Origin of the sequence: Marivita sp. (assembly GCF_022763305.1) — a bacterium.
In the GTDB taxonomy this organism is placed as follows: Bacteria; Pseudomonadota; Alphaproteobacteria; order Rhodobacterales; family Rhodobacteraceae; genus Marivita.
Genome location: NZ_JALEGT010000102.1, coordinates 50284 through 72430 on the forward strand (window position 1 = coordinate 50284; position 22147 = coordinate 72430).

The 22147-nt window shown below is 62.9% G+C and carries 19 protein-coding genes; 10 read left to right on the top strand and 9 right to left on the bottom strand.

Features of this window, described 5'->3' with window-relative positions:
- Positions 1 to 12 precede the first annotated feature (12 nt).
- The gene (locus MRY75_RS18310) at positions 13 to 405 is read left to right on the top strand and encodes a metallopeptidase family protein (RefSeq protein ID WP_292309446.1); all 393 of its coding nucleotides are present in this window, start codon (positions 13 to 15) and stop codon (positions 403 to 405) included.
- Positions 406 to 453: 48 nt separating this feature from the next.
- Here the strand turns inward: MRY75_RS18310 and MRY75_RS18315 are convergent, their stop codons facing one another.
- Positions 454 to 1851 carry a 2-isopropylmalate synthase gene (locus MRY75_RS18315; protein WP_292309447.1) on the bottom strand — a complete coding sequence of 466 codons (1398 nt, stop codon included), beginning with the start codon at positions 1849 to 1851 and terminating at the stop codon, positions 454 to 456.
- A gap of 155 nt (positions 1852 to 2006) precedes the next feature.
- On the opposite strand from MRY75_RS18315, the gene MRY75_RS18320 reads away from it, so the two are divergent.
- Positions 2007 to 3668 carry an NAD+ synthase gene (locus MRY75_RS18320; protein WP_292309448.1) on the top strand — a complete coding sequence of 554 codons (1662 nt, stop codon included), beginning with the start codon at positions 2007 to 2009 and terminating at the stop codon, positions 3666 to 3668.
- A 74-nt stretch (positions 3669 to 3742) separates the two neighbouring features.
- The gene (locus MRY75_RS18325; protein ID WP_292309449.1) at positions 3743 to 4123 is read left to right on the top strand and encodes a DUF805 domain-containing protein; all 381 of its coding nucleotides are present in this window, start codon (positions 3743 to 3745) and stop codon (positions 4121 to 4123) included.
- 29 nt (positions 4124 to 4152) lie between these two features.
- On the opposite strand, the gene hppD is transcribed toward MRY75_RS18325, so the two are convergent.
- Positions 4153 to 5247 (bottom strand): 4-hydroxyphenylpyruvate dioxygenase, encoded by a 1095-nt coding sequence (hppD, locus tag MRY75_RS18330; protein WP_292309450.1) that lies wholly within the window; start codon positions 5245 to 5247, stop codon positions 4153 to 4155.
- A 127-nt stretch (positions 5248 to 5374) separates the two neighbouring features.
- Here hppD and MRY75_RS18335 point away from each other — a divergent pair, with 127 nt between their 5' ends.
- A complete protein-coding gene (locus MRY75_RS18335; protein WP_292309451.1) occupies positions 5375 to 5842 on the top strand; it encodes an Lrp/AsnC family transcriptional regulator in 468 nt (155 codons plus the stop codon).
- On the opposite strand, the gene MRY75_RS18340 is transcribed toward MRY75_RS18335, so the two are convergent.
- A complete protein-coding gene (locus MRY75_RS18340; RefSeq protein ID WP_292309452.1) occupies positions 5843 to 6655 on the bottom strand; it encodes a serine protease in 813 nt (270 codons plus the stop codon). It abuts the gene before it with no gap.
- An 85-nt stretch (positions 6656 to 6740) separates the two neighbouring features.
- Positions 6741 to 7502, bottom strand: a complete 762-nt coding sequence (locus MRY75_RS18345) for an NAD kinase (protein WP_292309453.1) — start codon at positions 7500 to 7502, stop codon at positions 6741 to 6743.
- A gap of 170 nt (positions 7503 to 7672) precedes the next feature.
- On the opposite strand from MRY75_RS18345, the gene glyA reads away from it, so the two are divergent.
- Both glyA and MRY75_RS18355 read left to right on the top strand, forming a co-directional pair.
- Complete coding sequence (gene glyA, locus MRY75_RS18350; RefSeq protein WP_292309454.1) at positions 7673 to 8968, top strand: serine hydroxymethyltransferase; 1296 nt, start codon at positions 7673 to 7675, stop codon at positions 8966 to 8968.
- Between the two features lie 329 nt (positions 8969 to 9297).
- Positions 9298 to 10860 (top strand): 2-isopropylmalate synthase, encoded by a 1563-nt coding sequence (locus tag MRY75_RS18355; RefSeq protein ID WP_292309455.1) that lies wholly within the window; start codon positions 9298 to 9300, stop codon positions 10858 to 10860.
- A gap of 58 nt (positions 10861 to 10918) precedes the next feature.
- On the opposite strand, the gene MRY75_RS18360 is transcribed toward MRY75_RS18355, so the two are convergent.
- Entirely contained in the window at positions 10919 to 13366 is a 2448-nt protein-coding gene (locus MRY75_RS18360; RefSeq protein ID WP_292309456.1) for a ligase-associated DNA damage response DEXH box helicase, read from the bottom strand.
- Positions 13367 to 13469: 103 nt separating this feature from the next.
- On the opposite strand from MRY75_RS18360, the gene MRY75_RS18365 reads away from it, so the two are divergent.
- Positions 13470 to 14654, top strand: coding sequence for an MFS transporter (locus MRY75_RS18365; protein WP_292309457.1), 1185 nt, complete (start codon positions 13470 to 13472; stop codon positions 14652 to 14654).
- Positions 14655 to 14679: 25 nt separating this feature from the next.
- On the opposite strand, the gene MRY75_RS18370 is transcribed toward MRY75_RS18365, so the two are convergent.
- Positions 14680 to 15270, bottom strand: a complete 591-nt coding sequence (locus MRY75_RS18370; protein WP_292309458.1) for a riboflavin synthase — start codon at positions 15268 to 15270, stop codon at positions 14680 to 14682.
- Between the two features lie 107 nt (positions 15271 to 15377).
- On the opposite strand from MRY75_RS18370, the gene MRY75_RS18375 reads away from it, so the two are divergent.
- From MRY75_RS18375 to MRY75_RS18385, 3 genes are all read left to right on the top strand, one after another.
- Entirely contained in the window at positions 15378 to 16685 is a 1308-nt protein-coding gene (locus MRY75_RS18375) for a capsule biosynthesis protein CapA (RefSeq protein ID WP_292309459.1), read from the top strand.
- A 100-nt stretch (positions 16686 to 16785) separates the two neighbouring features.
- Positions 16786 to 17934: a polysaccharide biosynthesis/export family protein gene (locus tag MRY75_RS18380; protein ID WP_292309460.1), complete on the top strand. Its 1149-nt coding sequence runs from the start codon at positions 16786 to 16788 to the stop codon at positions 17932 to 17934.
- Positions 17935 to 17939: 5 nt separating this feature from the next.
- Positions 17940 to 19964 (top strand): capsular polysaccharide biosynthesis protein, encoded by a 2025-nt coding sequence (locus MRY75_RS18385; RefSeq protein ID WP_292309461.1) that lies wholly within the window; start codon positions 17940 to 17942, stop codon positions 19962 to 19964.
- On the opposite strand, the gene ribD is transcribed toward MRY75_RS18385, so the two are convergent.
- The 3 genes from ribD to MRY75_RS18400 all read right to left on the bottom strand — a co-directional run bounded on the left by ribD (position 19940) and on the right by MRY75_RS18400 (position 22078).
- Positions 19940 to 21052 (bottom strand): bifunctional diaminohydroxyphosphoribosylaminopyrimidine deaminase/5-amino-6-(5-phosphoribosylamino)uracil reductase RibD, encoded by a 1113-nt coding sequence (gene ribD, locus MRY75_RS18390; RefSeq protein WP_292309462.1) that lies wholly within the window; start codon positions 21050 to 21052, stop codon positions 19940 to 19942. The two genes, MRY75_RS18385 and ribD, sit on opposite strands and share 25 nt — an antisense overlap.
- Positions 21053 to 21061: 9 nt before the next feature.
- On the bottom strand, positions 21062 to 21541 hold the full coding sequence (gene nrdR, locus MRY75_RS18395) for a transcriptional regulator NrdR (RefSeq protein ID WP_292309463.1): 480 nt from the start codon (positions 21539 to 21541) through the stop codon (positions 21062 to 21064).
- Positions 21542 to 21673: 132 nt separating this feature from the next.
- On the bottom strand, positions 21674 to 22078 hold the full coding sequence (locus tag MRY75_RS18400) for a secondary thiamine-phosphate synthase enzyme YjbQ (protein WP_292309464.1): 405 nt from the start codon (positions 22076 to 22078) through the stop codon (positions 21674 to 21676).
- Between the last annotated feature and the right edge of the window lie 69 nt (positions 22079 to 22147).

The following is a 22147-nucleotide window of genomic DNA, read 5'->3' on the forward strand; positions in this document are numbered from 1 at the left end:
GCTGATACGCGCATGACCGCGCAAGATGACATCGACGACATCACACGCTATGCCGAGGCAGCCCTGAACGGGCTGCCTTTGCCGTTTCGCGATCTGTGCAGGGACGTTCTGCTGCAGGTCACCGACTGGCCACCGCAGGACATTCTGGACGAGCTGGAGATCGACGACCCGCTGGAATTGACCGGGCTCTATGACGGCATCCCCCTCACCGAGAAATCCGCAGGCGATCCGTCACCCTTTCCCGATCAGGTCTGGCTTTACGCCGAACCGATCCTTGCCGAATGGCGCGACCGGAAATCCGTCACGCTGCAGGAGCTGGTGACGCATATCGTCGTGCATGAAATCGCGCATCATTTCGGCTGGACCGATGACGAGATCGCGGAAGTGGACCGTTGGTGGGAATGACCCGTCAAGAGTTTGCAAACCCGAGTCCGGGGTTTGCAAACTCCGGACTCACCCGTCCGTCAGCGCCCCGTTGACCCACTCGCCCGTCGCGGTTTCCCCCGACGCATAACGCATCGTGCCGGTGCCCTGACGTTTGCCGTCAAGGAACGCGCCCTCGTAGACATCGCCATTGGCATAGGTCGCGGTCCCCTGCCCGCTGATCTCGCCGTTCTGCCACTCGCCGACATATTTGAACCCGTCCGCCATGGTGATCTCGCCCTGACCGTGACGCTGCCCATCTGCGAACTGGCCAACATAGACCGTCCCATCCGTATAGGTCGCGGTCCCCTGCCCGTGGCGCTGCCCGTCCTGCCACTCGCCCTCGTACTTGTAGCCGTCGGGATAGGTCATCACGCCAACACCGTGGTTGCGCGCGTTCTTGAACTCGCCCTCGTAGACCAAACCGTTGGCATAGACCGCACGGCCCTTGCCGTCGATCACCCCATCGACCCAAGCCCCTTCATAAGTCGAGCCATCGGGATAGGTGATCTTGCCCTCGCCATTCGCCAGATCACCCCGGAACTGGCCTTCATAGACCGACCCGTCGGGATAGGTGACCTTGCCGACACCCTCGATCTGCCCGGCGACCCAGGCACCTTCATAGCGATAGCCATCGGTGCCGATGAACGTGCCCTGTCCATGGCGCAGGTCGTCCTTGAACTCGCCTTCGTAGACATCGCCATTGGCATAACGCACAGTGCCTTGCCCATCGCGACGTCCCGAAACAAGCTCACCTTCGTAGACATCACCGTTGGACTGCGTCAGCGTTCCGATCCCGTCGATCTGGCCGTCTTTCCACATGCCCACATAGACCAGCCCGTCCGGCATGGTCAGCTTGCCCTGCCCCTCACTGTCGCCATCTGCAACGCGGCCTTCGTAGATCGACCCGTCCGGGTAGGTGATCGTCCCGTTGCCTTCCTTGACGCCGTTGATCCAGTCGCCCTCGTAGACATAGCCGCCTGGGCTTTGCATCGTGCCGCGCCCGTGGTGCAGCGCATTGCGGAAACTGCCTTCGTAGCGCACGCCATTGGCATAGAGCGCCACGCCCTGCCCGGTGATTTTGCCGTCCAGCCATGACCCTTCATAGGTCGACCCGTCTGCAAACACGATCTTGCCGATTCCTTCGGGTTTGCCCTTGGCGAACTGGCCTTCATAGACCGACCCGTTGGGAAAACGGGCGACACCGTTGCCCCGGATTTCGCCCTCGACCCAATCGCCGGTGTATTCGTACCCGTTCGGCAGACGGTACGTGCCGGTGCCGTGCTGCAACCCGTTGAGGAACGTGCCTTCATAGACACCGCCATCGTCGTATTGCTTGGTCTGAACCTCTCCGTCCTGCGCCAGCGCGCCCTGTGCGAGGACGAGTGCAAGAACCGCACCCGGAATGACTTTGCTGCCCGGTCTCATTTGTCTGGTATCCCACTCATGTCCGTTGCCATGACCCTGTGCCCGAAACCTAAGCGACCGGGCCCGGTCAGACAATGTCTTATCCCACAAGGTGCTTTCCCTCGCGCGGTGTTCTGCTATGTCACCCGCGATATCGGGAAAGGAAGGACCGCCCCATGTCGGACCGGTTTCGCATCACTCTGGCGCAGTTGAACCCCACGGTGGGTGATCTTTCCGGCAATGCCGCAAAGGCCCGCGCCGCGTGGGAGGCGGGCAAGGCGGCGGGTGCCGATCTGGTCGCCCTGCCCGAGATGTTCCTCACCGGGTATCAGGCACAGGACCTGATCATGAAACCCGCCTTTGTCGCCCATGTCCAAGCCGAACTGGCCGCACTGGCCGAAGCCTGCGCCGACGGTCCGGCGCTGGCCATTGGTGGGCCGTCTGTGGGCGAAGACCTCAAGCTGCACAACAGCTATTTCGTTCTTCAGAGTGGCAAGATCGCGTCGACCGTCCACAAGTATTTCCTGCCGAATTTCAACGTCTTCGACGAGGTGCGCCTGTTCTCGCGCGACATGATGCAGGGGCCGGTCGCCGTAAATGGCGTGCGCATCGGCATGCCGATCTGCGAGGACGCGTGGTATCCCGACGTTGTCGAAGCGCTTGAGGAAAGCGGCGCTGAATTCATTCTCGTGACCAACGGATCGCCCTATTTCCGCAACAAGTTCGAAACCCGCCTCAACCACATGGTCGCCCGTGTCGTGGAAAGCGGCTTGCCGCTGATTTACCTGAACATGGTGGGTGGTCAGGACGATCAGGTTTTCGACGGCGGATCGTTTGCCCTCAATCGCGGCGGGGTGCCTGCGGTGCAGTTGCCGATCTTCGACGAGGTCATCAGCCATGTCGATCTGGAACGGAAAGACGACGGATGGCACGTTCTCGATGGGGATTTCACAACCCATCCCGATCCGATGGAGCAGGATTATCGCGTCATGGTCACCGCGTTGCGGGATTACATGGTCAAGACCGGGTTCAAGAAGGTGCTGCTGGGTCTGTCCGGCGGGATCGACTCGGCCATCGTGGCGACGATCGCGGTCGATGCCTTGGGTGCCGAGAACGTGCGCTGCGTGATGCTGCCGTCGGAATACACGTCTCAGGGATCGCTGGACGACGCCAAGGCGGTGGCAGAGAACCTTGGCTGCCGGTACGATTTTTTACCAATTGGTAAAACCCGTGACGCCGTGACCGAAACGCTGGCCCCCCTGTTCGAAGGCACCCAGCCCGATCTGACCGAAGAGAACATCCAGTCCCGCATCCGGGGTCTGCTGCTGATGGCGCTGTCGAACAAGTTCGGCGAGATGCTTTTGACCACCGGCAACAAGTCCGAGGTCGCCGTGGGCTATGCCACGATCTATGGCGACATGGCGGGTGGCTACAATCCGATCAAGGACATGTACAAGACCCGAGTGTTCGACTGCTGCCGCTGGCGCAATGCGCACCACCGCGACTGGATGATGGGGCCGGACGGGGCCGTGATCCCCGAGGCGATCATCACCAAACCGCCCTCGGCCGAATTGCGCGCGGATCAGAAAGACAGCGACTCCCTGCCTGATTATCCGGTACTGGACGGTATCCTGGAGATCCTCGTCGACGAAGACGGCTCCATCGCCGATTGCGTGGCCGCCGGGTATGACCGCGCCGATGCCAAGAAGATCGAACACCTGCTTTACATCAGCGAATACAAGCGCTTCCAGTCCGCCCCCGGCGCGCGCCTTTCGAAACGCGCCTTCTGGCTGGACCGGCGCTATCCCATCGTGAACCGCTGGCGCGACCCAAGCTAGGGATCGCGAACGGTTGACTGACCTACATTGTGGCTCAATCATGGGGTTGAAGCCATTTTCAGGGAGTCATTCATATGGAAAACATCAAAACCGCCGTGAACACGGTGCTGTCGAAATACGCCACGTTCACCGGCCGGGCCTCTCGGTCCGAATTCTGGTGGTGGATCCTCGCTGTATTCCTGACGTTGATTGTTGTCGGGATTGTCGATGCCATCCTATTCGGGACCGGGCCCGAGGCAGGACAGCCGATTTCCGCACTGGTGTCTCTGGGGCTCTTGCTGCCCAACATCGCCGTTGGCGCGCGGCGCATGCATGACATCGGCAAATCCGGATGGTGGCTTCTGATCGGGTTGATCCCGGTCATCGGATTCTTCGTGTTGCTTTATTTCTACGTTCAGCCCAGCGAGCCTGAAACAAATCAGTACGGTGCACCCGAACCCTTCCGCGCGGGCTGATCGCCCGCACGGATAGAAGGTCGACTCGATCAGCTTGCCTTGAGCACGCCGCGTTCGATCTGGTCGGCTTCGATGCTTTCGAACAGGGCTTTGAAATTGCCCTCGCCGAAGCCGTCATCGCCCTTGCGCTGGATGAACTCGAAAAAGATCGGACCGATCACGGTCTTCGAGAAGATCTGCAGCAGGATACGGGTTTCGCCGCCGCCGACCACACCTTCGCCGTCGATCAGGATGCCGTGTTTCTTCATCCGGTCGAGCGGCTCTTCATGGCCCACAACGCGGGTCTTGCTGAGGTCGTAATAGGCGTCAGGCGGTGCAGGCATGAACTTGAGGCCACGCTCCGCGATCTCGTCCACCGCATCGTAGATGTCGCGCGCACCAACCGCGATGTGCTGGATGCCTTCGCCCTTGTAGCGCTTGAGGTATTCGACGATCTGCCCGGTCTCGCCCCGGTCTTCGTTGATCGGGATGCGGATGCGCCCACAGGGCGACGTCAAAGCGCGGCTCAGAAGTCCGGTGTATTTGCCTTCGATGTCGAAGAAGCGGATTTCCTTGAAGTTGAAGAGCTTGCCATAGAAGGTGAACCACGTGTCCATGTTGCCCTTGTGGACATTGTGCGTGAGGTGGTCGAGGTAATGGAAGCCCACACCTTCGGGGTTCGCGGTGCCGACCCAGTTGAATTCGTCGTTATACGGGTTCTGTCCGTAGTATTTGTCGATGAAGTAGATGAGCGACCCACCGATGCCGACAATCGCGGGCACGTCCATCGCCTTGTCGTCGCCGTCATAGGGCGTGGCCCCGAGCATCACCGCACGGTCATAGGCGTGTTTGGCATCCACAACGCGCCAGCCCATCGACGGGGCGCAGGGGCCGTGTTCCTCGACAAAGCGCATGGCATGGCTGCCGGATTCATTGTTCAGGATGTAGGTGATGTCCCCCTGCTGCCACAGCTCGATCTGCCTGGTCTTGTGCGTGGCAGTATGGGTGTAGCCCATCTTGGTGAACAGCTCGCGCAGCGCGTCCGGATCGGGATGGGCGAATTCGACAAATTCGAACCCGTCGGTCCCGGCGGGGTTGTCGGTGGTTATTGTCGATTTCGGTGCATCGTGCGGAAACGGACCCATGGCATCCTCCTTGTTTGGGACAGAGGATACCGCAAGCGCTGTGCGCGCTGTGGGCATAGTTGGGCATGTTCAGATGGAATAATGCGTGTATCTTGCATGTTTTTTGGAAAAGATGCACATTCCGCGCATGTCATCGCTCGACCCCAAGGACATCAGGCTGCTCGCCCGGCTTCAGAAAGACGGACAGGTCTCTGCGCAGGATCTGGTGGATGAGCTTGGCATGTCGGCCTCGCAGATCAGCCGCAGGCGACAGCGGCTTGAGGCCGAAGGCTACATCACCGGAACGCCCTGTCGGCTGAACCCGGATCGGCTGGGCCTGACGGTGCAGGCCTTCATTCAGGTCGAGACCCGCGCCCAGAGCAACGGCACCCATCAGTCGATCAAACGACTGGTCAGCACGACCCCCGAGATCGTCGCGGCGTGGACGCTCACCGGAGAGGCGGACTACATCTTCCGGGTCTACTGCGCCGATCTGAAGGCGCTCAATCATCTGGTGCAGGACGTGCTTCTGCCGCACGATTCCATCGGGCGGGTCCACAGCCAGATCGTGATGGATCAGGTCAAGGACGACACCGCGCTTCCCCTGCCTCGGTGATCAATCCACCTTGACGAACCGTGCCCCGCCGGCGCGTTCACCCACCGTTACCCGCCGCGCCCCGGCCGTGACCGGCGCCCGGGCCGCATCGTTGCGCATGTCGCGCATCATCGCAGTGACGGCCGAGGGCAGGGACATGCCGATGGCCTCTTTCTCGGCATTGGGTGCGGTGGACATCATCGACACCACCGAGACAATCCGCAGCCGTCCCTGATCGTTGATAAAGACCGGCGCGCCGGACGAGCCGAAGGTCACATCGCAGTCAAAGGTCATCAACCCACCGCGATAGGTTTGCTTGTGCCGACATCCGGATTCGCGCTGCAGCGACGTGTTGCGCCCGCGCCCATAGGATACGAGGATCACGGACCCCGCCTCCATGGCCCGGTCGTGAATGCGGAACGGTTCGGCCTCGGTGCTGAAGATCGGACTGTCGAGGCGTAGAAGCGCAAGATCGGTGCGCACCTTTTCGGTCAGCGAGGCATCAAACGACTCCAGATACCCGTCGGACAGGACGATGCGGGTCACGCCACGGGTTGCCGCGGTGAAGTCATGTGTGAGACCGGCATGAAAGCGCATCGCGCCTGCCGGAAGCACCGTGCGCGAGGTACTGTCGACAACGCAATGCGCCGCCGTCAGAACCATGTCTTGGGCGATGAGGGTGCCGGTGCAGGTGCCCATCGAGGTGTCCAGCCGCCCGACCCCTTCCCAGCCCAGAACTTCGCCACGGTGATCAAGGCGATCGCGTTCCTGCGCCGCTGCGGGAAGCGGTGCGCAGATCAACCCCAGACAGAAAAGAGCAACGATCCGCCACATGTGAACCTACCTTCCGCTGTTGACCGGTGGTCATGGTACCGAGGCGAGATGGCACAAGATGGGCGGCTTTTGGACGATTTCCGCCTCAGACGAACTGCTCGCGGATCAGCCGTTCCTCGAGTCCGTGGCCCGGATCGAACAGCACCCGGTGGGCGATCGACGGCTCGGACCGGATGTCGACCCGCACCACGTCGCGCACGGCGCGGGCATCGGCTTCGGCCATGACGGGGCGCTTTTCGGGGTCGAGCACGTCGAAGGTGACCTCGGCCGTTTTCGGCAGCAGGGCACCGCGCCAGCGCCGGGGCCGGAAGGCCGCCATTGCGGTCAGGGCCAGCACATCCGACCCGATGGGCAGGATCGGACCATGGGCGGAATAGTTGTAGGCGGTCGAACCGGCGGGCGTAGCGACCAGTGCGCCGTCGCAGACGAGTTCCGACATGCGCACCTTGCCGTCGACGCTGATCCGCAGACGCGCGGCCTGTGGCCCGGCGCGCAGAAGCGACACCTCATTGATCGCCAAAGCGCGGTGGGTTTCGCCCTTGTGGGTCGTCGCCAGCATCGACAGAGGATTGATCACCTCTTCCTGCGCCTGCTCCAGACGCTCTTCCAGACCGTGTTCGGAATATTCGTTCATCAGAAAACCGACGGTGCCCCTGTTCATCCCGTAAACCGGCGCGGCCAGATCCTGTGTCCGGTGCAGGGTGGTCAGCATGAACCCGTCGCCGCCCAATGCGACGATCACATCCGCCCCGTCTTCGTTGTGATCGCCGTAGCGGCGGGTCAGCCCGGCCTTGGCCGATTGGGCAATCGGCGCGGGGCTGGCGGCGAAGGCGATGCGCAGGGACATGGGATCGGGTTCCTATCGGGGTCTTGCGGTTCCGAAACAAGCACAAACACCTGCTGCGCGCCAGACATGGCGCGGCTTTGTGCCGTGTGGTCGCTTTCCAACCTTTGCCTTTCGACGCAACTCCTATACGTAACCGCCAAAGTTTGACCCGCTTCAAGGAGGCCCTGCCCATGAACGCTCCGCACCGCGACACCGGTTTTTTCACCAAATCGCTCGCCGACAGCGACCCGGACCTGTTCCGGTCGATCACCGATGAATTGGGCCGCCAGCGCGACGAGATCGAGCTGATCGCTTCCGAGAACATCGTGAGCCGCGCCGTGATGGAAGCGCAGGGTTCGGTGATGACGAACAAGTATGCCGAAGGCTATCCGGGCCGTCGCTACTACGGCGGCTGCCAGTTCGTCGACGTGGCCGAGAACCTGGCCATCGAACGCGCGTGCAAGCTGTTCAACTGCGAATTTGCCAACGTGCAGCCGAATTCCGGTTCGCAGGCCAATCAGGGCGTGTTCACCGCCCTTCTGCAGCCGGGTGACACGATCCTTGGCATGAGCCTCGATGCCGGGGGTCACCTGACCCACGGTGCGGCGCCGAACCAGTCGGGCAAGTGGTTCAACGCGATTCAGTACGGTGTCCGTCAGCAGGACAACATGCTGGACTATGATCAGGTTCAGGCACTGGCCAACGAACACAAGCCGAAGCTGATCATCGCTGGTGGCTCCGCCATTCCGCGCCAGATCGACTTTGCCCGCATGCGCGAGATCGCGGATTCGGTAGGCGCGTACCTGCATGTGGACATGGCGCATTTTGCCGGTCTCGTTGCGGCGGGCGAGCATCCCAGCCCGTTCCCGCATGCGCACGTCGCGACCACCACGACGCACAAGACCCTGCGCGGTCCGCGCGGCGGGATGATCCTGACGAATGACGAGGCGCTGGCCAAGAAGATCAATTCGGCCATCTTCCCGGGCATCCAGGGCGGCCCGCTGATGCATGTGATCGCGGCGAAGGCCGTGGCCTTTGGCGAGGCCCTGCGCCCCGAGTTCAAGACCTACCAGCAGAACGTCATCCGCAACGCGCAGGCGCTGTCGGATCAACTGATCAAGGGCGGCCTGGACACCGTGACCCATGGCACAGACACCCATGTGGTGCTGGTCGACCTGCGCCCCAAGGGCGTGAAGGGCAACGCGACCGAAAAGGCGCTGGGTCGCGCGCATATCACCTGCAACAAGAACGGTGTGCCGTTCGATCCGGAAAAGCCGACCATCACCTCGGGCATCCGTCTGGGTTCACCCGCGGGCACGACGCGCGGGTTCATGGAAGCCGAATTCCGCCAGATCGCGGACTGGATCATCGAAGTGGTCGATGGTCTTGCGGCCAATGGCGAAGACGGCAACAGCGCGGTCGAGGACAAGGTGCGGGCCGAAGTGGCCGAGCTTTGCGCCCGTTTCCCGATCTACCCCGACCTCTAAGATTTTATGGCGCGGCCCAAGATTCTTCGTACGAAGAATCTCGGACCCACCCGTTAAGAAATGAAGAACAGACATGCGCGCCGGGACACTGGCGCGCATTTTTTCTGTCCGACGGTCATTCCACGGGTTTTCTTTCACAATTTGCGGCGTATAGTCCGCGCCATGACACGTTTGGCCCATATCGCATCACTTTCGCGCTCTTGCGCGCCTCTTGCGCTGGCCACCCGTCTTCTCCTAATCCGCCTCTGAGCGCGGCCCAACCGGCGCGACCGCTCAGAGGATGACCGTTTCGCGCCGACGGGTTTGGACAAGACAGAAAGATCAAGACAATGACACAGACTGACAAAAACCGCGTGGTCATCTTCGACACCACCTTGCGCGATGGTGAGCAATCGCCGGGGGCCACCATGACCCATGACGAAAAGCTCGAGATTGCCGAGCTTCTCGATGACATGGGTGTCGACATCATCGAAGCCGGGTTTCCCATCGCCTCCGAAGGCGATTTCCGTGCGGTGAGCGAGATCGCGCAGCGTTCAAAGGATGCGGTGATCTGCGGCCTCGCGCGGGCGCAACTGCCGGACATAGACCGCTGCTGGGAGGCTGTGCGCCACGCCAAGCAGCCGCGCATCCACACCTTCATCGGCACCTCGCCGCTGCACCGCGCGATCCCGAACCTCACGCAGGACGAGATGGCCGAGCGGATCGAACAGACCGTGACCCATGCCCGCAACCTCTGCGACAACGTGCAGTGGTCGCCGATGGACGCAACGCGCACCGAGTGGGAATACCTCTGCCGTGTGGTCGAGATCGCGATCAAGTCCGGCGCCACGACGATCAACATTCCCGACACTGTGGGCTACACCGCGCCGGTGGAAAGCGCCGATCTGATCCGCCGGTTGATCGAGACCGTACCGGGCGCGGATGAGGTGGTGTTTGCCACCCATTGCCACAACGACCTTGGCATGGCGACGGCCAACGCGCTGGCCGCTGTCGCGGGTGGCGCGCGTCAGATCGAATGTACCATCAACGGTCTTGGCGAACGGGCAGGCAACACCGCGTTGGAAGAGGTGGTGATGGCGCTCAAGGTGCGGCACGACATCATGCCCTACCACACCGGCATCGACACCCGGAAGATCATGCATATCTCGCGTCGCGTGGCGACCGTGTCGGGCTTCCCGGTGCAGTTCAACAAGGCCATCGTCGGCAAGAACGCCTTTGCGCACGAGTCAGGCATCCACCAGGACGGGATGCTCAAGAACGCCGAGACGTTCGAGATCATGCGCCCCGAAGATGTGGGCATCGCAGGCACATCGTTGCCCTTGGGCAAACACTCGGGCCGGGCCGCGTTGCGCGCCAAGCTTCGGGAATTGGGTGTCGAGGTGGGCGACAACCAACTCAAGGACATCTTTGTGCGCTTCAAGGATCTGGCCGACCGCAAGAAAGAGGTGTTCGACGACGACATCCTCGCCCTTGTCACCGCAACGACCGAAGGCGACGACGCGCTGCAGCTTGTGAACCTCAAGGTGGTCTGCGGCACTGGCGGCCCGGCTGAGGCGACGCTCGAGATGGAGATCAACGGCGAAGACAAATCCGCCGTGAGCGAAGGTGACGGGCCGGTGGATGCGACCTTCAAGGCGATCCGCATGCTGCATCCGAACAAGGCGCGCTTGCAGCTCTATCAGGTGCATGCCGTGACCGAAGGAACCGACGCGCAGGCCACGGTCAGCGTGCGGCTGGAAGAGGACGGCATGATCGCCACCGGGCAGTCCGCGGATACCGACACGGTGGTCGCCTCGGCTAAGGCCTATATCCATGCGCTCAACCGGCTGCTCGTGCGGCGCGGCAAGACCGGCAAGGATGTGAAGGAAATCTCGTACCGGGATGTGACCTGATCCCCGGTGCGTGCAAGCACACACCCTATTCAGGGTGCCGTGCTTGCACGCACCGTTTTCAATACGGCACCCGCCATTTCGGCTTGCTTGGTCGCGCCTCGACCTGCGCCAGACCGCTGGTTTCCATCAGCCGCGTGATCTCTTCCTCCAAAAGTCGCTCATCCGCCTGACCCCGCACCGGCACGCGGCCGGGTTCAAGGAACAAAGGCGCAGCGAGCGGCGTGACCCGATCCAGCCGCAGCAGGTCGATCCGATCCCCCACCCGTTCCGCCATCTCGCGGATGCGGGAGAAATCGACGAGGCCACGCATCGCTTCCTCTCGGGTGATCTGCATCAACAGGTGGTCTGGGTCGTATTTCAGGAGCGTGTCATAGAGGATGTCTGACGACATGGTCGCCTGCCGTCCGGTCTTGCGCAGGCCGCCCAGATTGCGCTCGATCAGGCCGGCGATGGTGGCGGATGCGCGGAAGGTGCGCTTCATCACGGCATTTCCGGCCAGCCAGCCGTCCAGCCCGGCCTCCAATGCCGCCAGATCGAACAGCGGTGCGGGGTCGATCACAGCGTCCAGCCCCCAGATCAGAACGGCGTAATCGGTTGCGACAAAGCCCATGGGCGCCAGCCCTTCTTCCTCCATCCGCTTGGTCAGCAGGAGCCCAAGTGTCTGCATCGCATTGCGCCCGGCAAAGCCATAGGCCACCAGTTGCTCGCGCCCGTCATGCGGGAAGCTTTCGATCAGGAGACGCCCCGGTTCGGGCAGACGGCTGACCCTGCGCTGCATGTGCAGCCAGTCGCGCGTGTGGCGCGGCAGGTCGGGCCAGTCGTCCTGCTGGAACGTGTCAAGAATGCGGTTCGACAACTGGGTGGAGGTGGCGAATTTGGTGCCCATGAAAGTGGCGATCTTGGGTTTGCGCCCCGGATCGCGCGTCACCTCGACCGTCAGTTCCCGCAGCCCTTCATAGCGGACGATCTGCCCACCGATCAGAAAGGTGTCGCCCCTGGTCAGGGTCGCGGCGAACCCTTCCTCGATCTCGCCCAGCGGCGCGCCCCCCCGCCCCCGCCATTTGACCTTGAGCGTGTCGGTGTCCTGAATGGTGCCGATATTCTGCCGAATGCGCGCAGCGGACCGGGGATCGCGCAGTTGCCAGCGACCGTCGGGCAATTGCTTGAGCCGCTGCCATTGATCATAGGCCCGCAGGGCATAGCCGCCGGTGGCACAGAAATTCAGACAGGCGTCAAACTCGGCGCGGCTGAGATCGGCATAGGCCCCGGCGCTTGTCATCTCGGAATAGAGCGTGTCGGCATCGAACGGCCCGGCGCAGGCCGCGATCAGGATATGCTGGCAGAGCACGTCACGCGGCCCGCGCCCGCGCCAATCGCCGTCCAGATCATGCGCTTTGACCGCCTCCAAAGCGGCCACGCATTCGACCACTTCGAACCGGTTGGCGGGCACCAGAAGCGCCTTTGACGGCGCGTTGTAGCGGTGGTTGGCGCGGCCGATGCGCTGTACCAGACGTTTGACATTCTTCGGTGCGCCGATCTGGATCACCAGATCCACATCGCCCCAGTCGATCCCCAGATCGAGGCTTCCCGTGCAGACAATGGCCCGCAGATCGCCCCGCACCATCGCCGCTTCGACCTTTTCGCGCTGCTGCCGGTCGAGTGACCCGTGGTGGATGCCGATGGGAAGCGCGTCTTCGTTGGCGAGCCACAGATTGTGAAAGAAGATCTCGGCCTGAGCACGGGTGTTGTGGAAGATCAGCGTCGTCTTGTGCTGTTTGACCTGCTCCAGAACCGCCGGAATGCTGTACTTCGCCCCACCACCGGACCACGGCGGGGCTTCGTCCGTGACCAGCATCGAGATGTCGGGTTCGGGCCCCGGATCGGCAACGACGATCTCGCAGGGGTCGGGGTGCCGGGCCAGCAGCCGGGCAATGGCGGCAGGGTCGTCGACCGTGGCCGACAGGCCGACGCGGCGCAGGTTGGGGCACATGGCCTGCAACCGCGCCAGTGCAAGCATCAACTGATCGCCACGCTTGCTTTCGGCCAGCGCGTGGATTTCATCCACCACCACCCGCTGCACCCCTTTGAACATGCGCGGCGCGTCTTCGTAGCTGGTCAGCAGCGCCAGAGACTCGGGCGTGGTCAGCAAGATATGCGGCGGGTCAGCGCGTTGGCGTTTCTTGATATGGGCCGAGGTGTCGCCGGTGCGGTCTTCGACCCGGATCGGCAAACCGGCCTCGTCGATGGGGGTGCGCAGGTTGCGTTTGATGTCGGCGGCCAGTGCCTTGAGCGGGCTGACATAAAGCGTGTGCAACCCGTCGCGCGGATCATTCGCCAACTCGACCAGCGTCGGCAGAAACCCCGCCAGTGTCTTGCCACCGCCCGTGGGCGCGATGAGCAGCAGACATGGATCATACGCGCGGTTCAGCATGTCCTGCTGATGCGGATGGATCGACCATCCACGGGTGTCGAACCAGGATTGGAGGGAGAGCGGCAAGGCGGTCATGTCCTCGGATATATGACGCAGTGGGACAAAGAAAAACGCCGATCATGCATTGCAGCCCTCAGCCGCTTGATCGAAGCTGCACCCATCGAGGAAAGGCCCCGTCATGCGCACCCCCCATCCCTTGTTGCTGACCCTGACGCTTTATGTGGCGGGTCTTGGGGCGGCGGGGCAGTTTTCCAAGCTTGCTGTCAGTTTTGTTGCCCTGACAGAGGCCTATGCCGGGTCTGACGAGACTGTCCTCGGGCTTGCGGTGTCCCTGATCAGCCTTGTCGGGCTGATCCTTGGCCTTGTCGCCGGGATTGTCGTGTCCCGGATCGGTGCGCGGCGTGCGCTGGTGGTGGCACTAGCGCTTGGAGCCGGTGTGTCGCTTTGGCAGGCGACCTTGCCTTCCCTGCCGGTTCTGATGACAAGCCGGGTGCTGGAGGGTGCATCGCACCTGCTGATTGTCGTCGCGGCACCTACCCTGATCGCCGAAGCGGTGCCGGATCGCTATCGCCCGGCTGCATTGACTTTGTGGAGCACGTTCTTCGGTGTGGCCTTTGCCCTGACGGCAGTGATTGCGCCGGGGGTCATCGCCAAAGGCGGGTTGTCGCTTCTGATTGGCGCGCATGGTGTCTGGATGGCGGTTGCCTGCATCGGCATTCTTGCGGTGCTGCCGCGCCCGGTGATTCCGCCTGCGCCGTCGGCGCGCGTGTCGGTGCTGCAGCGTCACCTGACGGCCTATGCGACGCCCGGAATTGCCACACCCGCCTTGGCCTGGCTGTGCTATACGCTGACCTTCGTGTCGGTCCTGACTGCGCTGCCGCTGCTGGCCGGAGAAACCGCGGCGACATGGCTGGCCGCCATCGCGCCCTTGGTGTCGATCGGTGTGGCCCTGACGATTGGAGTAACGGTCATGTCACGCCATCCCGCCCAGCCGGTTGTCGCCATGGGCTTTTCGCTCTGCGCCTGTGTCGCGGTGGTGATCCTGCTGATCGGGTTTACCCCGGTCAGCGTCATCCTGCTTTTCGCCAGCATGGCGCTGGTGCAAAGCGCGGGCTTTGCCGTGGTGCCGCAGATCAACGCGGATGCGCCATCGCGCGCCCTCGCCAACGGGGCGCTGGCGCAGATGGGGAACTTGGGCAACCTGAGCGGAACGCCGTTGCTGATCGCGCTCTATCAGGGCGCGCCGGTGCTGGGGCCGTTCCTGTTTCTGATCACCGCCTATGGGGGTGGTGTTCTGGTGACCTGGGTTCTGGGGCGCCGGGCTGTCGCGGCGATGGCCGAGGGGCGTGTTTCAGTCGACTGAAACACCGAACGCGTCCACGCGTTCGTCAGCCCTGCATCTCGGCCAGACGCGCCACATACCGCGCCAGCGTGTCGATCTCGAGGTTGACCTTGTCACCCACCTTGGACGCACCCCAGGTCGTGACCTCCTGCGTGTGCGGGATGATGTTCACGCCAAAGCGCGTATCCTCGACCTCGTTCACTGTCAGGGATGTGCCATCCAGCGCCACCGACCCTTTGGGCGCGATGAACCGCGCCAGGTTGTGCGGCGCGTCGAATGTGTATCGCACGCTGTCCCCCTCAGGGCGCATCTCGATGATCTCGGCCAGACCGTCGACATGGCCGGACACGATATGCCCGCCCAGTTCGTCCCCCACCTTGAGCGCGCGTTCCAGGTTGATCTTCTGTCCGACCGCCCATTGGCCGATATTGGTCTTGTCCAGCGTTTCGGCGCTGATCTCGACATCGAACCAATCGGGGCCAAGCTGCACCACTGTCAGGCAGACACCGCTGCAGGCGATCGAGGCTCCGATGTCGATGCCGGATGTGTCGTAGCTTGTGCCGATCCGGGCGCGCAGATCGCCGCGCCGTTCCAGGCTGCGGATGTCACCCATGTCGGTCACGATGCCCGTAAACATGATCTTGCCCTCGCTGTCGTCACCCGCGCCAGAGCTTGCGGATTTCGATTCTCCTGGTGCTGTCCGTTGTGCTATTCTCCGGCAAGTCCGAGGGATACTGCGCCGACATGACAAACACAACGGGCAAGCCAAGGACGGCCCGGCGGCGCGTCTTCCTGTTTCTGCAGGGGCCGCATGGGCCGTTCTTCAGTGAATTGGCGAACCGGCTCAAAGAGACCGGCGCGGACTGCTATCGCGTGGCATTCAATGCTGGCGACGGGTCGCGCTGGCGCGACAGGCGCACCCTTCTGCCTTTTCGGGGCGTGCTTCCGGACTGGCCGAGCCAATTGACCGCATGGCTCGACGAAACCAAGGCCACGGACATCGTGCTTTACGGAGACGTCCGGCGCCATCATTTCGACGCGATCCGCATCGCGAAAGCCGCCGGTCTGACGGTCCATGTGTTCGAAGAAGGCTATCTGCGCCCCTACTGGGCCACGTATGAACGCAATGGTTCGAACGGGCATTCGCGGCTCTTGCAGATCACGCTGGACGAGATGGAGAAGGCGCTGTCCCGAACGGCAGACGTGCCGGCGCTGCCGCCGGATCGCTGGGGGGATCTGCGAATGCACATGGTCCACGGAGCGCTCTATCATTGGCACGTGCTGTTCCGAAACCAGAGCTTTCCCAACTACCAGTCGCACCGCGATGAAAGCGTGGCCGAGGAATTCCGCCTGCAGATCCTGCGTCTCTTGCGGCGACCGCGCCACATGGTCGAGCGCTGGATCACGACCCGTCGCATTCGCGCCGGCGGCCGCCCCTACCATGTCGTACTGCTGCAGCTTGAACATGACGCGAGTTTCCGTGCCTTTTCGTCCTTCCAGTCGCAGACCGAATTCGTCGACATGGTGATCGCCGGTTTCGCCGAAGGCGCGCCACGGCATCACCGACTGGTGTTCAAGGCGCACCCGCTGGAAGACGGGCGCGCGCCGCTGGAACGCACGATCCGTGACAGTGCGCGCGCTCACGGGGTGGCGGACCGTGTGTATTTTGTCCGCGGCGGCAAGCTTGCCTACCTCCTTCAGACCGCGCGTTCGGCCATCACGGTGAACTCCACATCTGCGCATCAGGCGCTTTGGCGCGGCTTGCCCGTGCGCAGCTTTGGCGTGAGCGTCTATGACAAACCCGGCCTCGTGTCGCACCAGCCCCTGCCTGAGTTCTTTGCCGATCCGACGCCGCCGGATACCGGGGCCTATGACATCTATCGGCAGTTCCTGCTGGAAACGAGCCAGATTCCGGGTGGCTTCTACTCGATGAAAGGGCGTTCGCAGCTGTTGCGGCAGGTGGTCGACAGAATGCTTTTGCCCGAAGACCCCTACGATCTGCGCCTTGCCCGTCGCGAGACCGGAGCGCAACAGTTGCGTGTCGTTCGCTGACGGACACCAGCCGTGGTACTGGTCAAACTGACTGGATTCCTTTACCTTCTTCCAAAAATATAAACCGAGGCAGTCAATAACTGGTCGAGGAGACCGAGCAGTGTTCAGTTCGAAATTCCGGTGGGCGCGGCCCATTGCCGTGGTGCTGTCGGCATCGGTCGTGGCGTCTTGCGGCCTGCCGGGCGTTGGCCCGACAAAGAACCAAATCTTCGCCGGGTCGGTTCAGCGCGAAGGGGATGCGTTTGTCGTGGCGATCAATGATCGCGTGACGCGCACCACCGCAGTTGTTCCGGCTCTCGGTTTCTCGGCCCAGCTCAAGAATGCGGGTGTTCAAAGCGCCGACATCATCCGACCGGGCGACATACTCGGTCTGACGATCTGGGAAAACGTGGATGACGGCCTGTTGGCCGGACCCACATCAAACGCGACACCGCTCGAAAACGTTCAGGTCGATGGTGCCGGCTTCATCTTCGTGCCCTATGCCGGACGGATCAAAGCCGCTGGGAACACGCCCGAGGGGATCCGTCGGATCATCACCGAAAAGCTGCAGGATCAGACCCCGGACCCGCAGGTCGAGGTGCGCCGTACTGCCGGAGATGGGGCCAGCGTGTCGATCCTCGGGTCCGCCGGTGTTCAGGGGGTCTTTCCGATCACCCGCCCGACGCGCACCCTTGCCGCGATGCTGGCCAGCGCGGGCGGGATTGGCGAAGCCGCCGAAATCGCACAGGTCACGCTCACGCGGGGCAACGTCAGCGAAACCATCTGGTTCGAAGATCTCTATGATCACCCGGAACTCGACATCGCGCTGCGCGACGGCGACCGTATCCTGATTCAGGCCGACCAGAGATCGTTTACAGCGCTTGGCGCTGCTGGCACGCAGACGCGCCTGACCTTCGAAACACAGACGCTGTCTCTGGTCGAGGCGTTGGCCCAGCTGGGTGGCCTGAGCGCGACCACGGCCGATCCGACCGGGGTCTTCGTGTTCCGCAACGAGCCAGCCGAGATCGCCAATGCGGTTCTGGGGCGCAATGACCTCGTGGGCGCGCAGCGCATGATCTACGTGATGGATCTGACAGAGCCCAACGGACTCTTCGTGGCACGGGATTTCCTGATCCGGGATCGCGACACGATCTATGTGACCGAAGCGCCGATCGTTCAGTGGAACCGGACTATTGCGTCGATCACCGGGACGCTTGGGAGCGCACAGAGCCTCGGCAACGTGGCGACAGGCGGAACGACCTCGCCGTAACGACCATGCAAGGGTTGGACACACTGGGACACGCCGGGGAAAACGCTCTCCGGCGTCTCTTTGTCTACAATTCCGGGTTTCTTACACAGAGCCGCGTCAAGCGCATCCTTCAGCTTGCCGGATGGTCGGTCACGTTGGGACGGCCTTCAGCGTCGGACTGGGTGGGCGTCTGGGGCGCCGCACCGAGTTCAGAGCGTGGTCTGGCCGTGGCCGAAGGCCGGGACGCCCAAGTGCTCCGCGTCGAGGATGCATTCCTCCGGTCGTTGCATCCGGGACGTGTGAGCCGTGAGGCCCCTTTGGGCCTGGTGCTTGACCGGCGCGGGCTGCATTTCGATGCGTCCCGCCCTTCTGACCTTGAAACGCTGCTGGTCGAAGACCCGCTTGACGACGGCGCGCTGCTGAACACAGCGCGCGATCTGGCGGCACGGTTCTGCCGCTCGCGCCTTTCGAAGTACAGTTCCTTCGATCCCGATCTGACCCTGCCCGAGCCCGGTTACGTCCTGGTGATCGATCAGGCCGAGGGCGATGCGTCGGTTCTGGCCTCGGTACCCGGCCCAGACATGGCGCGGGCGCGCTTTGCCGAGATGCTCTACTACGCGCAGACAGAGCATCCGATGGCGCAGATCCTGATCCGATCCCATCCCGAAACGCAGTCGGGCAAAAGGCCGGGGCATTATGGCCCGGAACAGGCGCAGGGGCGCATTTCCTTTGTGGATGGCGCCATCGCGCCCATGGATTTGCTGAACGGCGCCATTGCCGTCTACACCTTGTCTTCGCAGATGGGCTTCGAGGCCATTCTCGCCGGGCATAAACCGCGCGTCTTCGGGACACCCTTTTACGCGGGATGGGGCCTGACCGAGGACGAACATCAGCTGATCCGCCGCCAGCGCAAGCTCACCCGCACACAATTGTTTGCCGGGGCGATGATGCGCTATCCGGTCTGGTACGACCCCTATCAGGATCGGCTCTGCACTCTCGAACGGGTGATGGCGACGCTCGAAGCAACGCGCCGGGCCGAGCAGGAGGATCGCCACGGCTGGGTCGGCCGCAACATCCGTCTTTGGAAGAGACCCCACATGCAGGCGATGTTCGGCCAGTACAAACCGATGCGCTTTGGTGCTGCGCGCCCGGCCGATGGCGCGCGGGTCATGGCCTGGGGCCGGGCAGCGCAAGACGGCGAGGTCTGTGTGGAGGACGGGTTCATCCGCTCGCAGGGACTTGGGGCCAACCTTGTGCCGCCGCTGTCGCTGGTGCTGGACGATCTGGGCATCTATTTCGACCCTTCCCGCCCATCTCGACTTGAGTCATTGATCGCGCAAAGCATTGACTTGCCGGACCATGCCCTTGCGCGCGCCCGCAGCCTAATCCGGCGGCTGGTCACCGAAGAGGTGACGAAATACGCCTCCGGCGCGACGGGGCCCGTGTTTGAGAAACCGGACAAGCGTCCCATTCTGCTGGTGCCCGGTCAGGTCGAGGACGACGCGTCGGTTCTGCTTGGCAGTCCCGAGGTCCGGACGAATGCCGCCCTTCTGCGCCGGGTCCGCGATGCGAATGCCGAGGCCTGCATCCTTTACAAACCGCATCCCGATGTGGTGACCGGCTTGCGTCCCGGGGCCGTGGCGGATGCGATGCAATGGGCCGACCAGGTCGTGACGGATATCCCGATGGCGCACCTGCTGGCTCAGGTGGATGCCGTCTGGACCATGACCTCGCTGGCCGGGTTCGAGGCGTTGCTGCGCGACGTGCCGGTGACGACATTGGGTCTGCCCTTCTACGCCGGCTGGGGGCTGACAACGGACCTCTGCCTGACACCGGCCCGACGCGGCAAGGTGGTGTCGATCGAGATGCTCGTGCATGCGGCGTTGATCGACTATCCACGCTACTTTGACCCCGTGACCAGGCAGGCCTGCCCGATCGAAGTGGTTTTGGACCGGCTGCGCGATGGCGCGGCACCTCAAGGCACGGGATTGCGCCTGCTCTCAAAGGCACAGGGTGTGATGGCCAGCTATGCGTGGCTTTGGCGGCGCTGACGCGTCCAGCTCTGCACCACATCATCGCCGCTTTGGCGCACGGATCGCAGGCGAAACCGGGGAGCATCCGCCAACCGGCCGAGGCCCAACGCCCCCAGCGCGGGACGTCCCTCGGCACCGATCACGACGCCCCCCATATGCAGGTCGAGCCGGTCGACGACATCGGACGCCAGAAGGCTGGCAGCGAGCTCGCCGCCGCCCTCGCAAAAGACACGGGTCAGGCCAGCATCGCCCAGCGCCTGCATCAGCGCGGGGATCTCGACCTGTCGGCCATGCAGCGGCACACGGATCAGGCGGGCCCCCAGTGCTGTCCAGGCCTGCTGTACGGCTTCGGGCGCATCCTCGGCATGGCAGAGCCAGACCGGCACCTCGTCCAACGTGCGCGCCAGGTTTCCATCCATCGGCAGGTCGAGCCGACGGGACACGATGATCCGAACCGGCTGTCGGGGCACGTCGATACCGCGCACCGTCAGCAGCGGGTCATCCGCGCGCACCGTACCGGCCCCCACCATCACAGCGTCATGCGTTGCCCTGAGATGGTGCACGTAGGACCGGGTTTCCGGACCGGTGATCCATTGGCTGTCACCACTGGCAGTGGCGATCCGCCCATCAAGGCTGGTTGCCAGCTTCAGGGTGAGAAGCGGTCGGCCCTGTTCGATGCGGCTGAAGAAGCCGGCATGATCCTCTGCTGCGTCCTCGGCGCAAACCCCGGTGACAACGTCGACCCCGGCTGCGCGCAGACGCTCGAAGCCCTGCCCCGAAACCCGCGGATCACTGTCGCTGAACGGTGCCACGACCCGCACGATCCCCGCAGCGATCAAAGCGTCGGTACAGGGCGGTGTCTGTCCGTGATGTGCGCAAGGTTCGAGCGTGACATAGGCGATGGCACCCTGCGCGGCTGCGCCTGCCTGCGCCAGCGCCTCGGTCTCGGCATGAGGACGCCCGCCCGGCTGCGTCCAACCTTCGCCGACCACCCTGTCACCGGCCACGATGACACACCCCACGGCCGGATTCGGCCACGTGTTGCCCATCCCGCGGCGGCCCAACTCCAGCGCCCGGTGCATATGGCGCGCATCATCCGGGCGCATGGGACAGGATCACTCGTCGGATTTGGGTTTGTCTTTCTCGTTCGGCCGCAATTCGCTGACGAACTTGTCGAAATCGTCGGCTTCCTGGAAATTCTTGTAGACGCTGGCAAAACGCACGTAGGCCACCGTGTCGATCCGGGCGAGCGTTTCCATCACGATCTCGCCGATCTGCTTGGACGCGATGTCGGTTTCGCCGAGACTTTCGAGGCGGCGCACGATGCCCGAGATCATCTGGTCGATCCGTTCCGGTTCGATCGGGCGTTTCTGCATTGCCATGCGAATGGACCGCTCAAGCTTGTCGCGGTCGAAATCCTCGCGACGGCCACTGGACTTGATGACAACGAGGTCGCGCAGCTGCACCCGTTCATAGGTGGTGAACCGGCCACCGCAGGCCGGGCAAAAGCGTCTGCGCCGAATGGCAACATGGTCCTCTGCGGGACGGCTGTCTTTCACCTGTGAGTCGATATTTCCGCAAAACGGGCAGCGCATTGGCCGTTCCCCTCTTTTTCGTCTCTGCCTCAGACTGTGGGTTTCCCCCACTTATCCACAGTCACTATAGGAGAGCCGCGAAGTTTTGGGTAGAGGGGATTTCAAGCCGCTATCTGTGGTGGTGCGAATGCATCATCCCAGATGCGCCGCCACGCGACGGGTCTGGGACGCGCTCCGATGCTCGAAGAGATAGATGCCCTGCCAGGTTCCGAGCGCCATCCGCCCGTTGCTGACCGGGATCGACAGGCTGACCGGCAAAAGCGCCGCCTTGATATGGGCGGGCATGTCGTCTGGCCCTTCATAGGTGTGGGTCAGGTAGGACATGGACGGATCGGTCGTGGGGGGCACCAGCCGATGGAAAAATTCCGCCAGATCGGTCCGCACTTCGGGATCGGCATTTTCCTGGATCAGCAAGCTGGCGGAGGTGTGCTGAACGAACAGCGTCAAAAGACCTGTTCCCGTCACCCAATCCGCAACATGGCCTGTAAATTCGTAAAGGCCCGGGCCGCTTGTTTGGATCTGAAATACCGTTTGCATAATTTCACAATAGTCGGGTTTGCCCGCAGCGCTATCCTTGAATGGTCCGGAGCGTGCCAGGAGGGCGCA